The following is a 13,558-nucleotide window of genomic DNA, read 5'->3' as shown; positions in this document are numbered from 1 at the left end:
TAGTGCTATCCAGATTGACTGCACCAATATGAGTCGTAGAGCTAATCGGTGTTGGGCAGTCCGCGCCAGTGTTTGGCCCCACTGAAAATGAAGCGCAGTTGGTGAGTGATCTTTGCCTGAGGTTTCAGGTGTGCGGGCAGTGCTTCGCTTGGCGGGTCGATCAGTTCAGGAAGCATGGCGAACACGCTTTTCACGACCAGGTCTGCAAGGATCGACAGCGATGCGGCATCCAGATGCTGCCATTTGGGCATGGTGCCCAAGTCTGCCGCCAGGTCCGCACTGATCCCATCGCGAAGTGCGCAAAGCGCTTGCCGCACCTGGCGCGAGCCGCCGTATTGCTCGCGAGCCAGAAACAGGAATTGCGCACGCTTGGCGGCAACGACATCGAGAAAGATACGAACCGACGCTTCGATCAGGCCGCCCATGACGAATTCGTTGTGGCGCACCAGACGCAGGGTTTCACGAAATGTCTGGCCGACCTCACTGACCAGCGCGAGCCCCAACTGATCCATGTCGTCGAAGTGGCGATAGAAACCTGTAGGGACGATGCCCGCGGTGCGCGCTACTTCCCGCAGGCTCAGGCTGCCGAAACCCCGTCCGCTTTCCATCAGGGTATGGGCGGCGTTGAGCAGCGCATGGCGGGTCTGTTGTTTCTGTTCGGCGCGGGGCAGCATGACGGTAGACAAATCCGGGATGACAGGCAGCACTTTAGCAAATGCGCTTTGGATGCGTCGAAGGGGTTTTCGATTCGGGAATGATGGGCATGTGACGTGGGACCGGCTTCAGCCGGGAAGAGGCCGTTACGGTCACTAAAAATGTGTCATCTGAGATACCGCCTTCCCGGCTAAAGCCGGTCCCACGTCATCGGCTTGCAAGCCAGCATAGAATCTCCGGCAATGGATATCCGTCTGATTAAACCCGCTGATATTGCTTGATCAACTGCGCATGGCCGTCCTGCGCAATCGTTTCGTGCACGCGCTGCAGGCTCATCTTCATTTCGGCGCTGGGTTCGCGCTCGGGCGCGGGTACGGCCCAGACGTTAGCGGCCAAAAAGGAAAAGGTCAGGGCGAGCCATACGCGTTTCATGATATTCGCTCCTCTCAAGAGCTTCCGGGGTGGTCTATGGCAGCGATATTACGCCCGGCCTGTCGATTGAGAAGTTCGTATTCCTGATGGTGAAAATCATCAATATTGATTCATTCTCCAGCCCTTGCTGGCTGTGGCTTGCAGGCTTCGCCTCATATAGAGACTTGGGTTTTCAGCCCGATGCTGTAATTTGCACATCCGATCAAACCCTCGGGGGTTTTATCAGTCGAAGTTGAAAGTCGTATGCAACGGGCCAGGGCCGGCCTGTTGTTATCTGGAGAGTCATGCAATGACGCGCAGCCGTAAAATTTTTGCCTGGACCGGTGCCATTCTGTTGTTGGTGCTGGCCGTTCTGGTCGTTGTGATCGCCACTTTTGACTGGAACCGCATCAAGCCGACGCTTAACGAAAAAGTCAGTGAAGCGTTGCATCGTCCTTTCGCGATCAACGGCAACCTGGCGGTGATCTGGGGACGCGAACCCGAGGAGGGCGGCTGGCGGGCATGGGTGCCATGGCCGCGTTTCGTGGCTGAAGACCTGAGCCTGGGTAACCCTGAGTGGTCGAAAACGCCGCAGATGGTCACCCTCAAGCGCGTCGAATTTCGCCTGTCGCCGTTGCCGTTGATCGTGCAACACGTGGTGATTCCGCGCATTGATCTGACCGGGCCCGATGCAAAGCTTGAGCGCCTGGCGGATGGTCGCGCCAACTGGACGTTCGATTTGCCCAAGTCGGACCCTGATGCCGAGCCTTCCAGCTGGGTGTTGGATATCGGTGCAATCAAGTTCGATAAAGGTCTGGTGAGCTTCAACGATCAGACCCTTAACACTCAGGTGGATCTGGTGATCGACCCGCTGGGCAAACCGATTCCGTTCGGCGACATCGTCGGCGGCGGAGAGGCGAAGAAAGCTGAAGAGAAGGGCGTTCGGCCACAGGATTATGCCTTTGGAGTAACGTTCAAAGGCCAATATAAAGGTCAGAAGCTAAACGGCAGCGGCAAGCTCGGTGGGCTGCTGGCGCTCAAGGATGCTGCTCAGCCATTCCCGGTCCAGGTCGATGCACATGTCGGTGATACCAACGCCGCAGTGGCTGGCACCGTGACCGACCCGCAGAACCTGGGCGCACTTGATCTGCGTCTGAAGTTGTCAGGCAGCAGCCTGAGCAATCTTTATCCGCTGACGGGTGTAACACTTCCGGATTCGCCGGCTTACTCCACGGATGGTCGACTGATCGCCAAAATCCATGACCCGGCGGGCGCTAACTTCCGTTACGAAGCCTTCAACGGCAAGATCGGCAACAGCGACATTCATGGCGACCTGGGTTTTGTTGCCAGTCAGCCGAGGCCGAAACTCACCGGTACGTTGGTTTCCAATCAGCTGCTGTTTACCGACCTGGCGCCTTTGATCGGTGCGGACTCCAACGCTGCCCATAAAAAACGTGGCGGGGAAAGCAAGCAGCCATCGGGCAAGGTGTTGCCTGTGGAAGAGTTCCAGACTGACCGTTGGCGTGCCATGGACGCCGATGTCGAGTTCACCGGCAAGCGCATCGTGCAAAGCCCGGACCTGCCGTTTTCTGATCTCTACACCCACGTTGTGCTGAACGACGGCCAACTGAGTCTGCAACCGCTGCGCTTCGGTGTTGCAGGCGGCAAACTGGATGCCGACATTCGTCTGGATGGCCGTAGTAAGCCGATGCAGGGCAGGGCGAAGCTCTCTGCGCGCAATCTCAAGCTCAAGCAGCTATTCCCAACCTTTGAACCGATGAAAACCAGCTTCGGTGAGCTGGCGGGTGACGCCGACATCAGCGGCAAGGGCAACTCGGTTGCTGCGTTGCTGGGCACTTCCAACGGTGACTTGAAAATGCTGGTCAATGACGGCGCGATCAGCCGCAGCCTGATGGAAATCGCCGGGCTCAACGTCGGTAACTATGTGGTGGGCAAGTTGTTCGGCGATCAGGACGTGAAGATTAACTGCGCAGCGTCTGATGTGGGCATCAAGGACGGTCTGGCGACGCCTCGTCTGTTTGTGTTCGATACCGAGAACGCGATTATCTTTATCGACGGCACGGCCAACTTCAAAACCGAGCAACTGGATTTGAGCGTCAAGCCCGAGTCAAAAGGCTTCCGCGTGTTCTCGTTGCGGTCCCCTCTTTATGTGCGCGGGCCGTTCGCAAAACCGAATGCGGGGGTGCAGTCCGGGCCGTTGCTGTTACGCGGAGCGGGGATGGTACTGCTGGGTGCCGCAATCGGCCCGGCTGCAGGTTTGCTGGCTCTTGTGGCTCCGAGCAGCGGCGAAGAGCCCAACCAGTGCGCGCCCTTGCTGGAGCAGATGAGATCAGGCAAAGCACCCAAGACCGTGCGATAACACCAGAGCGCACCGCGCGCTCTTGGTGGGAGATTCTATGTTGGCCAGCAAACTGATTGACGACGTGGGACCGGCTTCAGCCGGGAAGAGGCCGTGACAGACGCTGAATCTTCATCGGCAGAAACACCGCCTTCCCGGCTAAAGCCGGTCCCACGTCATCATTGATTCCTGCGAGAGCTAAGCTTCCTCGCGAAGCAAATCCTTTGAATGCAATGCATGTTCTGTAGAGCTGCCGAAGGCTGCGAAGCATTGATCCTGATGCTCCGCAATAGCAGCTCCTGCAGGTTCAATGTTGCCGTGAGACGGCGAGGTACCCTCGGCACGTCAGCAGGCACAAAAAAGCCAGGACTCAGTCCTGGCTTTTTTGCATCAACACTCACCCATTACAGGTCGTTGAGAATATCCGCCATGTCGTCGGCGTGTTCTTCTTCCTGGGCCAGGATGGTTTCGAAGATACGACGGGTTGTCGGATCGTCTTCGCCGATGTATTTGATGATCTCGCTGTAGCTGTCGATGGCGATACGTTCAGCCACGAGGTCTTCGTAGACCATTTCCTTCAGGGTGGTGCCTGCCACGTATTGGGCGTGGGAATTCTTCGACAGGGTGTCGGGGTTGAATTCCGGCTCGCCGCCCAGCTGTACGATGCGCTCGGCCAGCAGATCCGCGTGTTCGGCTTCCTGCTGCGCGTGCTCAAGAAACTCGGCAGCGGCGACGCTGGCTTTGAGGCCGGTCGCCATATAGTAGTGGCGCTTGTAACGCAGCACGCACACCAGTTCGGTAGCCAGTGATTCGTTCAGCAGGCGCAGTACCGTTTCGCGATCTGCGCTATAACCTTCGGTGACAGCACCGTTCTCGACATTCTGGCGCGCACGTTCGCGCAGGGTGTTCACATCTGACAAATGTTGGGCCTGGTTCATGGTTTATCTCCAAAGCTAATCCGGTATCCGTCTCGCTCTTGATGCGCCAATCCTCTACAGCGTTGAGTGGCGCCCGGCATGATCGGTAACAGGTGTGAGTGCTCGGCTTCGGGAAAAGTTTTATTCTTTTGCATCATTGGTTGATGAACAAAATATTAGGAAACGACTGTTACACGCCGCGGTCCCAACCTTGAGACGAAAATATATGGAGATACACAATGCTCAAGTTCCTCGGCAGCACCATCGGCATCATCTTTCTGATCGGCCTGGTTGTGGTCATCGCTTTGTTCAAACTGGTTTTTTAAGCGCGAACGGCTTCACGTGTAAAAGCGCCGCCCAATAAAAAGCCCGATGCATCTGCATCGGGCTTTTGCGTATCAACGAGCGGCTTACATAGCGCGTTCGTTGTCTTCACGTTGCTCGCAGGTCATGAAACCCTTGTTATCCACGCGACCGTTGGCGTTGAAGCTGACGTGATAAACCTGCTCGTGGCCGTCTTTATTCATCACGTAGTTGTTGCAAACACCTGGGTGAACCTTGCGCTGTACGCGAGTAGACGGCGTACCGCCGATGGTCAGTACTTGCTGCTCGGTCATGCCGTTTTCGACTTGCTTGACCAGCGGCTCGTTGCGATAGGTCACGTAATCCACCGGATTCTGCACGGTGGTGTTGGCGCAACCGCTGACTGCGGCAATAACGAACGCTGCTGCGAGGCTCTTCTTGATCATGTAATCCCACTCCAATGACAGAGCCATTGTTGGCCCGTTGCAGCTTGGAGCTTTGGAGGTTCGCAAGAGTTCGATTATTTGATGGCCTTTGAATACTACGTACGTCGCACGGTGATTTCGTTACCTGACAGCCAGGCATCCGGCTGCAATCGTAACCGCCCGTATGGCAGCCGCCTGACTTGATGAAAATTGCTCGCACGTTCAGAAAACAGCGCGGTCAATGTGATGGCATGGTCGGGAGATTAGCTTCTCATCTGGGTCCCTTCATGGGTGACTATTACCCTCGACCATCGCTAACCCTGTGAAATTGTGTGTTGAGCACGCCGCGCGCCTCAAGGCTGCGGGCCTTTAGCTATCCCAGCTGTTGTTCGTGGTTTGCCGCCCGGTCGGGTCGGCATTGGAGTGATGCAATGAGCGATAAAGAACACTATGCAATCGAGTACACCCTGGCGGGTGAGCACCACGTGGACGTGATCGAGAATCTGGATGTGCCGATCATCGATGTGGTTCATGAGTTGGCGCAGAAGCATCACGTCGTACTGGATGACGACGTGCAAAGTTTTATCGCCGTGGATGAGGCAACGGCCCACGCATCGGGCATCACCGATGTGTCGATTCACAGCATCGAACAAGAGGACTTGCAGCTCGACACGCGCAACGTCGGGTAGGCCTGAGCTGGACGGGTCGCGCCGCATATTCTTTGGCTACACTCCAGAGCAGGCCACGCTGGTCGGCATGGCCACTGTGGAGTGGATAACCATGAAAATGCTGCGCGTCCCTTTGTTGTTGGTGAGTCTGTTGATGTGTGCCCAGAGTTATGCGGCCACTGCGCAACAGAACAAGATGACCACCTGTAATGCCGATGCTACAGCTCAGTCCTTGAAGGGTGATGAGCGCAAGACGTTCATGAGCACCTGCCTTAAAGCCTCACCGCCGCAAACCCAGCAACAAAAGATGACCAGCTGTAACGCAACCGCTACAACTCAGGCACTCAAGGGCGATGCCCGAAAGGCCTTTATGAGTGACTGTCTCAAGAAGAAATAATTTTCCAGTGAGCGTTCAGGCGCTGGAAATGGTGCTGTTCAGCGTCCTGAAACCTTTAATTCCGGCGTCTGGTGCAGGCTGCTTAATCCTCGGTCTGTCAGTCGTTTCCGATGGGGTCGTCTGATCACTGGTCCTTAGCTCAGAACGCTGGCAGACTGCCTGCCTCTTAGCGCCGTTCGTCCTGAGGCTATATGCCAACGTTTTCCTCGCGACAAGTGTTGTTGGCCAGCTGGATTCTGATATTCGGCGGTCTGTTGATGGTTTTGCCGTTCAAACTGCTGCCGAGTCTGTTGGCCGGGTTACTGGTCTACGAACTGGTCAACATGCTGACGCCCAAGCTGCAAAGGCTGATCGCCGGGGAGCGTGCTCGCTGGCTCGCGGTGGCGTTGCTAGGCACGTTGGTGGTCAGTGTGCTGGCGTTGATCTTCGCCGGGGCGTTCAGCTTCGTGCTGCATGAGGCGGAAAACCCTGGCGCTTCGCTGGATAAATTCATGATCCTGGTGGATCGCGCTCGTGGTCAGCTTCCACCGTTCATCGACGCGTATTTGCCAGCCAGCGCTGCCGAGTTCCGGATATCTCTGGGCGAATGGATTCAGAAGCACGTCGGCGAACTGCAATTGATCGGCAAGGGTGCGGCGCACATGTTTGTCACCATGCTGATCGGCATGGTGCTGGGGGCAATCATTGCCTTGCAGCGAATCTCCGATGTGCATACCCGCAAGCCGCTGGCGGCTGCGCTGTTTGAGCGTCTTAGCCTGTTGAGCAAAGCGTTCCGCAACATCGTTTTCGCTCAGATCAAAATCTCGCTGCTGAACACTGCGTTCACGTCGGTGTTTCTGGTCATTGTGCTGCCGTTGTGTGGCATTCACCTGCCGTTGACCAAAACCCTGATCATCATGACCTTCCTGCTCGGCCTGCTGCCGGTGGTCGGTAACCTGATGTCCAATACGCTGATCTTCATCGTGGGAATGTCGATCTCGATCTGGGTGGCACTGGCGGCGCTGGGCTACCTGATCGTGATCCACAAAGTCGAATACTTCCTCAACGCGCGGATCGTTGGCGGGCAAATCAATGCCAAGTCGTGGGAATTGCTGCTGGCGATGCTGATATTCGAAGCCGCATTCGGCCTGCCGGGTGTAGTGGCGGGGCCGATTTACTATGCCTATCTGAAAAGCGAGTTGCAGCGGGAAGGGTTGGTGTAAGAGAGCAGCTGCAAGCTTCAAGCTGTAAGCTTCAAGAGGCGCACGGCCCTGCTTTTACCTTGTAGCTTGAGGCTTGCAGCTTGTAGCTCCCCTTAGCCGTACCGCTTCTTCGCCTCAATCGCCAACCCGCTGCCGATGCTGCCAAAGATATTCCCTTCGACGTGACGGGCATTGGGCAGCATGGCCGAAACGCTGTTGCGCAGTGCCGGGATGCCGCTTGAGCCACCGGTGAAGAACACGGTGTTGACCTGATCAACGCCCGCACCCGCCTTGAGCAGCAATTCGCTCACGCTGTTACGTACGCGCTCCAGCTGCGAATCGATAGCGGCTTCGAACATCACCCGGCTCAAGTCCACACTCAGCCCTGGCTCGATGCGGTCCATTGGCAAATGGCGGCTTTCGCTGTGGGTCAGCTGAATCTTGGTTTCTTCCACTTCCATCGCCAGCCAGTGCCCGGCGCGCTGTTCAATCAGTTTGAACAGGCGGTCGATGCCTTGGGTGTCTTCAATGTCGTAACGCATGCTGCCCAGCGCCAACTGAGACTTCTGCGAGTACACCGAGTTGATGGTGTGCCAGGTCGCCAGGTTCATGTGATGGCTGGTCGGCATGTACGCCTGGCTTTTCATCCGGCTGCCGTAGCCGAACAGCGGCATGACGCCTTGAATGCTCAGTTGTTTGTCGAAGTCGGTTCCGCCGATATGCACGCCACCGGTGGCCAGGATGTCTTCGTGACGGTCATCGTAGAAGCGACGGTCAGGTGACAAACGCACCAGGGAGAAGTCCGAAGTACCACCGCCGATGTCGACAATCAGCACCAGTTCCTCCCTGGTGATCGTGGATTCATAGTCGAATGCGGCAGCGATAGGCTCGTACTGGAACGACACGTCCTTGAAGCCGATCTTGCGGGCAACTTCGGCCAGAGTGTCTTCTGCTTCCTGATCAGCGGTAATGTCGTCATCGACGAAATGCACCGGACGGCCCAGCACCACTTCTTCGAATTCACGACCGGCATTGGCCTCGGCACGTTTCTTCAGCTCGCCGATGAACAACGCCAGCAGGTCCTTGAAGGGCATCGCCGTGCCCAGCACGCTGGTGTCGTGCTTGATCAGCTTGGAGCCCAGCAGGCTCTTGAGTGAGCGCATCAGACGGCCTTCGTAGCCTTCCAGGTATTCGTGCAGCGCCAGACGGCCGTAGACCGGGCGGCGTTCTTCCATGTTGAAGAACACCACCGACGGCAGGGTAATCTTGTCGTCCTCCAGCGCGATCAACGATTCCATGCCGGGGCGCAGCCAGCCGACGGTGGAATTGGACGTGCCGAAATCGATACCGCAGGCACGGGCCGGGGATTGGTCATTCATGTCTTTTACGTTCCAGTCAAAAAACGGCCGCGCAGTGTATGCCAGTGCACGACGGATGCGTAGGGCGAAACATCGGTTAAATGTAGATAACTGTATTTGTATGCCTGACTTGAACTGGCCGACCTGACCCCCAATCTTCAAGGAATTGTCTTCACATCAGGCCGTCGAACGTCTCAAGCATCAAGCTGGCGGGGCGCGCGGCCGATACAACTCAACGAATTGGATTCAGAGACCTCAAAATAGAGGATGCTGTGCGCAGTATTCAGCGCTGCACGGCGTAACCGGGGAAAGCATTAGATGGACTTCAAAGACTATTACAAGATTCTTGCGGTAGATCCGACTGCGGATGAGAAAGCGATCAAGGTCGCTTACCGCAAGTTGGCGCGCAAGTATCACCCGGACGTCAGCAAAGAGGCTGGCGCGGAAGAAAAATTCAAAGAAGCGAACGAAGCGTACGAGGTGCTGAGCAGCCCTGAAAAGCGCGCCGAATACGACGACTTGCGCAAATACGGTCGGCAGGGCCAACCCTTCCAGGCGCCGCCGGGCTGGCAGAGCCGGGCGGGTGCGGGCGGTTTTGGCGGTGCTGATAACGGCGACTTCTCCGATTTTTTCAGCTCGATCTTTGGTGGTCGTCCGCAGCAGGGCGGTCGCTCACGCAATCCAGGCCGTCGAGGACAAGACGTGGAAATGGAACTGGCTATCTTCCTTGAGGAGACACTGTCGGCCGAGTCCAAACAGGTCAGCTTCAAGGTGCCGCAACACAACGCTGGCGGTCAGCGCGTGGCGGATATCACCAAAACCCTGAACGTGAAAATCCCGGCCGGTGTCACCGACGGCGAGCGTATCCGTCTCAAAGGCCAGGGCGCGCCCGGCGTAGCCGGTGGTGAAAACGGCGATCTGTACCTGATCATCCGCCTCGCGCCGCATCCCAAGTTCGAAGTCGAAGGCCACGACCTGATCATCACCGTGCCGGTGGCCCCTTGGGAAGCTGCGCTTGGCGCCAAGGTCGCGGTGCCGACGCTGACTGGCAGGATCAATCTGACGATTCGTCCCGATAGCCAGAACGGCCAGCGATTGCGCATCAAGGGCAATGGTCTGCTGAACAAACAGGGCCAGCGTGGCGACCTGTTGGCACAGATCAAGGTGGTGATGCCTAGGTCCAGCGACGAAGCCACTCAGGAGCTGTGGAAAAAACTGGCTGACAAGGCCGCGTTTGACCCGCGGGCGCAGTGGTGAGGTAAAAAGCCGGTCGTGCGCTACTGCGATGATGACTGTGACGTGGGACCGGCTTTAGCCGGGAAGGGGGCGATAAAGTCAGTGAAAGTGGGGCGTTTGAAATACCGCTTTCCCGGCTAAAGCCGGTCCCACGTCGTCACATCATTTTGCGCGTAAATCTGGGTATCCCCGCTAAGACCGCCTTCTTTCCAGTCGGTTAAACCCGCTTGGGCAACACCACTGTAAACGTCGTGCCATCCCCGACATTCGAGGTCACGGTAATACTGCCGCCGTGGGCATTGACCACTTCCTTGACGATGAACAGTCCCAGGCCCAGGCTGGTTGACCGACCGCTGGGCGTGGAGCCTTCGCTGATGGCGCGTACCAATGGATCAAAGATGCTGCTGAGGGCGTCTTCGGAAATCGGGTCGCCCAGGTTGTGCACGATCAACTGCACATGATCCTGCTCACCGCTGACTTTGACGCTGACCTCTTCCTTGCCCGTGCCATGCTGCAGCGCGTTGCCGATCAGGTTCTGCAGCAACTGGTCGATACGTCCGCGGTCCCAGTGACCGACGGTGTCGCCTTCCACTTCCAGATTCGGGTGTGAGTCGGGGCGACCCGCACAGGCTTCGTCGACGGCCTCACGGCAGGCGCTCCCCATGTCCATGCTATGGCGTTCAACTGGCAGGCTGGCACCAAGGCGACTGCGCACGAATTCCAATAGATCGCTGACCATCGCCCCCATGTGCCGGGTGCTGCTTTTGATCCGTGACACATAGCCCTGGGATTTGGCATCCAGATCCTGCCTGTGCGCCAGCAGGTCGGCGGACATGCTCACTGCTTGCAGAGGCGCGCGCAAGTCATGGCCCAGAATGGCAAGGAAGATGTCTCGCGAACGTGCGACCTGATCGGCATACGCCGCCGTGGATTCGGCCAACGCTTCATCAATGGCTTCGTTGAAGCGAATCATGTCAGTGAAATACGCCAGATCCGGATTTTGCAAACTCTCGACCCACAGTCGAATGACACTGGCGCGCAGATGACGAAACTCCGAGGTCATCTGCACCAGATCGAAGCCAACCATATGGCGCAGTTCGCCGTGGCTGGCGGCGGCCTGGTCCAGGCTCGGGGTCTTTTGCAGGTCCGCACCCTTGGACTTGGCGGCTTGCTCGCTTTTGGTCTGCGAGGTGTTCATGTCCCGTGCGGCAGCCAGCAGAATCGCTTTGGCGTGATCGCGAAGCTCCACGCTATTCATGGCGTCGGCGGCAGGCTTGATGGTTTTGGCGAAGTTTTCCCACTCGTCGACGATACGATCCACATGGGTAACGATGAAGTCCGAGAGGCGCATGGCCGGTTACCTTGCTGCGGGAGCTGTAATGAGGATGGCGCATCTTACAGCCTTTACCCTTCAGGTATCGAGACAACGACCGGAGACCGCTGTCATTTCCGGCAACAGACGCAGGCAACGACTAGGCTTGATCGATACCAAGGACTGTCTGGCAGGAGCGCCGTCATGATCACCACCCCTTTCACAACGTTTGTCGAAGAACAGATCAAACTGGCTGAACAAAAGCTCCATACCGGCAAGAGTCCCAGACTAGACGATGTGACATACGGAAAGCTGGGTTTTTACCTCGCGCTGCGGCGGGTACTTGAGGGGACCAGTACGTCTGAGGATCTGGGGCTGATCGAGGCGGTCAATGACACGCTGCAAGCCTTGAGGCTGCTCGACGGCGACGAGACGTTTCTGTCCGGCATCAAGCAGGAAATTGCCGGGAAACAACGAAGGCAGCCATAGCTGCCTTCTTTTGCAAACATAAACGTCAATCAGAACAGAAAGTACCGCTGCGCCATGGGCAACACATCTGCGGGCTCGCACCACAACAACACGCCATCGGCTTTGACTTGATAGGTCTGTGGGTCAACGTCGATTTTCGGCAGGTAGTCGTTGTGGATCAGGTCTTTCTTCTGCACGGACCGGCAGCCTTTGACGACGCTGATCACCTTTTTCAGCCCCAGTGATTCCGGCACGCCGGCATCGAACGCCGCCTGGCTGATGAAGGTCAGGCTGGTGGCGTGCAACGAACTGCCGTAGCTGGCGAACATCGGGCGATAGTGCACAGGCTGAGGTGTTGGAATCGACGCGTTGGCGTCACCCATAAGGCTTGCGGCAATCGCTCCGCCCTTGAGAATCAGGGTCGGTTTGACGCCGAAAAAAGCAGGGCGCCACAGCACCAGATCGGCCCATTTACCCACTTCTACCGAGCCGACTTCATGGCTGATGCCGTGGGTGATCGCCGGATTGATGGTGTATTTGGCGATGTAACGTTTGGCGCGGAAGTTATCGTTGCCTTCACCATCGCCGGGCAATGGTCCGCGTTGGCGCTTCATTTTGTCGGCGGTTTGCCAGGTGCGCATGATCACTTCGCCGACCCGGCCCATGGCCTGACTGTCGGAGCTGAGCATCGAGAAAGCACCCAGGTCGTGCAGGATGTCTTCGGCAGCAATGGTTTCCCGGCGGATGCGGCTTTCGGCGAAGGCCACGTCTTCGGCGATGCTTGGGTCCAGGTGATGGCAGACCATCAGCATGTCCAGGTGCTCGTCGATGGTGTTACGGGTGAACGGCCGGGTGGGGTTGGTCGAGCTGGGCAACACGTTGGGAAAGCCGCAGGCCTTGATGATGTCCGGCGCGTGACCGCCGCCCGCACCTTCGGTGTGATAGGTGTGAATGGTTCGATTCTTGAACGCTGCCAACGTCGTTTCAACGAAGCCTGATTCATTCAGGGTGTCGGTGTGAATCGCGACCTGCACGTCGTACTCGTCTGCGACGCTCAGGCAGTTATCAATGGCGGCGGGCGTGGTGCCCCAGTCTTCGTGCAGCTTCAGGCCAATGGCACCGGCTTTGACTTGCTCAACCAGCGGGCCGGGCAGGCTGACGTTGCCTTTGCCGGTAAAGCCAATGTTCATCGGGAACGAGTCGGCCGCCTGAAGCATGCGCGCCATGTGCCACGGGCCGGGTGTGACGGTGGTCGCGTTGGTGCCGGTTGCCGGGCCGGTGCCGCCGCCGATCATGGTGGTCACGCCACTCATCAAGGCTTCTTCAATCTGCTGCGGGCAGATGAAGTGAATATGCGTATCGACACCGCCTGCGGTGAGGATCATGCCTTCACCGGCAATGATTTCGGTGGAAGCACCAATGGCGATGGTCACGTCCGGCTGAATGTCCGGGTTGCCTGCTTTGCCGATGGCCGCGATGCGACCGTTCTTGAGGCCGACGTCGGCTTTGACGATGCCCCAATGGTCGACGATCAACGCGTTGGTGATCAGCGTGTCGACCACTTCGGCGGCCAGCAACTGGCCTTGGCCCATGCCGTCACGAATGACCTTGCCGCCACCGAATTTCACTTCTTCGCCGTACGTCGTGAAGTCTTTCTCGACCTCAATCCACAGCTCGGTGTCGGCCAACCGTACCCGGTCACCGACGGTGGGGCCGAACATGTCGGCGTAGGCTTGTCGGCTAATCTTCATCTCTCGTGCCTCGGATTCAGAGCTGCGAGCTTCAAGCTGCAAGCCTCAAGTAAAAACGGATCACAAGCGCCGCCGAATGCTGTTTCTTGCAGCTTGTGGCTTGCCGCTTGTAGCTGGA

13 protein-coding genes and 1 pseudogene are annotated in these 13,558 nt (G+C 57.4%); 7 read left to right on the top strand and 7 right to left on the bottom strand.

Going from position 1 to position 13,558, the window contains the following annotated elements:
- Positions 1 to 41: 41 nt before the first annotated feature.
- Together CKW31_RS27235 and CKW31_RS29945 are read right to left on the bottom strand one after the other, a co-directional pair.
- On the bottom strand, positions 42 to 674 hold the full coding sequence (locus tag CKW31_RS27235) for a TetR family transcriptional regulator (protein ID WP_095101895.1): 633 nt from the start codon (positions 672 to 674) through the stop codon (positions 42 to 44).
- Between the two features lie 238 nt (positions 675 to 912).
- Positions 913 to 1,086, bottom strand: a complete 174-nt coding sequence (locus tag CKW31_RS29945; protein WP_176469998.1) for a hypothetical protein — start codon at positions 1,084 to 1,086, stop codon at positions 913 to 915.
- Positions 1,087 to 1,375: 289 nt separating this feature from the next.
- Between CKW31_RS29945 and CKW31_RS27225 the strand changes: the two genes are divergently transcribed.
- Positions 1,376 to 3,445 carry an AsmA family protein gene (locus CKW31_RS27225; protein WP_095101892.1) on the top strand — a complete coding sequence of 690 codons (2,070 nt, stop codon included), beginning with the start codon at positions 1,376 to 1,378 and terminating at the stop codon, positions 3,443 to 3,445.
- A 383-nt stretch (positions 3,446 to 3,828) separates the two neighbouring features.
- On the opposite strand, the gene CKW31_RS27220 is transcribed toward CKW31_RS27225, so the two are convergent.
- Positions 3,829 to 4,362 (bottom strand): bacterioferritin, encoded by a 534-nt coding sequence (locus CKW31_RS27220; RefSeq protein ID WP_095101890.1) that lies wholly within the window; start codon positions 4,360 to 4,362, stop codon positions 3,829 to 3,831.
- Positions 4,363 to 4,751: 389 nt separating this feature from the next.
- On the bottom strand, positions 4,752 to 5,090 hold the full coding sequence (osmE, locus tag CKW31_RS27210) for an osmotically-inducible lipoprotein OsmE (RefSeq protein WP_095101888.1): 339 nt from the start codon (positions 5,088 to 5,090) through the stop codon (positions 4,752 to 4,754).
- Positions 5,091 to 5,281: 191 nt separating this feature from the next.
- Between osmE and CKW31_RS30180 the strand changes: the two are divergent.
- From CKW31_RS30180 to CKW31_RS27190, 4 genes and pseudogenes are all read left to right on the top strand, one after another.
- Positions 5,282 to 5,442: pseudogene (locus CKW31_RS30180) on the top strand (triacylglycerol lipase); the annotation flags it as partial.
- Between the two features lie 58 nt (positions 5,443 to 5,500).
- Positions 5,501 to 5,758 carry a hypothetical protein gene (locus CKW31_RS27200; RefSeq protein ID WP_095101886.1) on the top strand — a complete coding sequence of 86 codons (258 nt, stop codon included), beginning with the start codon at positions 5,501 to 5,503 and terminating at the stop codon, positions 5,756 to 5,758.
- Between the two features lie 91 nt (positions 5,759 to 5,849).
- Positions 5,850 to 6,134: a PsiF family protein gene (locus tag CKW31_RS27195; RefSeq protein ID WP_095101884.1), complete on the top strand. Its 285-nt coding sequence runs from the start codon at positions 5,850 to 5,852 to the stop codon at positions 6,132 to 6,134.
- 191 nt (positions 6,135 to 6,325) lie between these two features.
- The gene (locus CKW31_RS27190) at positions 6,326 to 7,336 is read left to right on the top strand and encodes an AI-2E family transporter (protein ID WP_095101882.1); all 1,011 of its coding nucleotides are present in this window, start codon (positions 6,326 to 6,328) and stop codon (positions 7,334 to 7,336) included.
- Between the two features lie 92 nt (positions 7,337 to 7,428).
- On the opposite strand, the gene CKW31_RS27185 is transcribed toward CKW31_RS27190, so the two are convergent.
- Positions 7,429 to 8,694: an Hsp70 family protein gene (locus CKW31_RS27185; protein ID WP_095101880.1), complete on the bottom strand. Its 1,266-nt coding sequence runs from the start codon at positions 8,692 to 8,694 to the stop codon at positions 7,429 to 7,431.
- A 297-nt stretch (positions 8,695 to 8,991) separates the two neighbouring features.
- Between CKW31_RS27185 and cbpA the strand changes: the two genes are divergently transcribed.
- On the top strand, positions 8,992 to 9,930 hold the full coding sequence (gene cbpA, locus CKW31_RS27180) for a curved DNA-binding protein (protein WP_095101878.1): 939 nt from the start codon (positions 8,992 to 8,994) through the stop codon (positions 9,928 to 9,930).
- Between the two features lie 196 nt (positions 9,931 to 10,126).
- On the opposite strand, the gene CKW31_RS27175 is transcribed toward cbpA, so the two are convergent.
- The gene (locus CKW31_RS27175) at positions 10,127 to 11,260 is read right to left on the bottom strand and encodes a sensor histidine kinase KdpD (protein ID WP_095101876.1); all 1,134 of its coding nucleotides are present in this window, start codon (positions 11,258 to 11,260) and stop codon (positions 10,127 to 10,129) included.
- 165 nt (positions 11,261 to 11,425) lie between these two features.
- Between CKW31_RS27175 and CKW31_RS27170 the strand changes: the two genes are divergently transcribed.
- Positions 11,426 to 11,710: a hypothetical protein gene (locus CKW31_RS27170; RefSeq protein WP_095101874.1), complete on the top strand. Its 285-nt coding sequence runs from the start codon at positions 11,426 to 11,428 to the stop codon at positions 11,708 to 11,710.
- A gap of 29 nt (positions 11,711 to 11,739) precedes the next feature.
- On the opposite strand, the gene ureC is transcribed toward CKW31_RS27170, so the two are convergent.
- Positions 11,740 to 13,440, bottom strand: coding sequence for an urease subunit alpha (gene ureC / locus CKW31_RS27165; protein WP_027902529.1), 1,701 nt, complete (start codon positions 13,438 to 13,440; stop codon positions 11,740 to 11,742).
- Between the last annotated feature and the right edge of the window lie 118 nt (positions 13,441 to 13,558).

This window comes from Pseudomonas sp. Irchel 3A5, assembly GCF_900187575.1.
Classification (GTDB): Bacteria; Pseudomonadota; Gammaproteobacteria; order Pseudomonadales; family Pseudomonadaceae; genus Aquipseudomonas; species Aquipseudomonas folii.
Note: the sequence above shows the minus strand (reverse complement) of the source record. Positions and strands in the feature narration are given on the sequence as shown.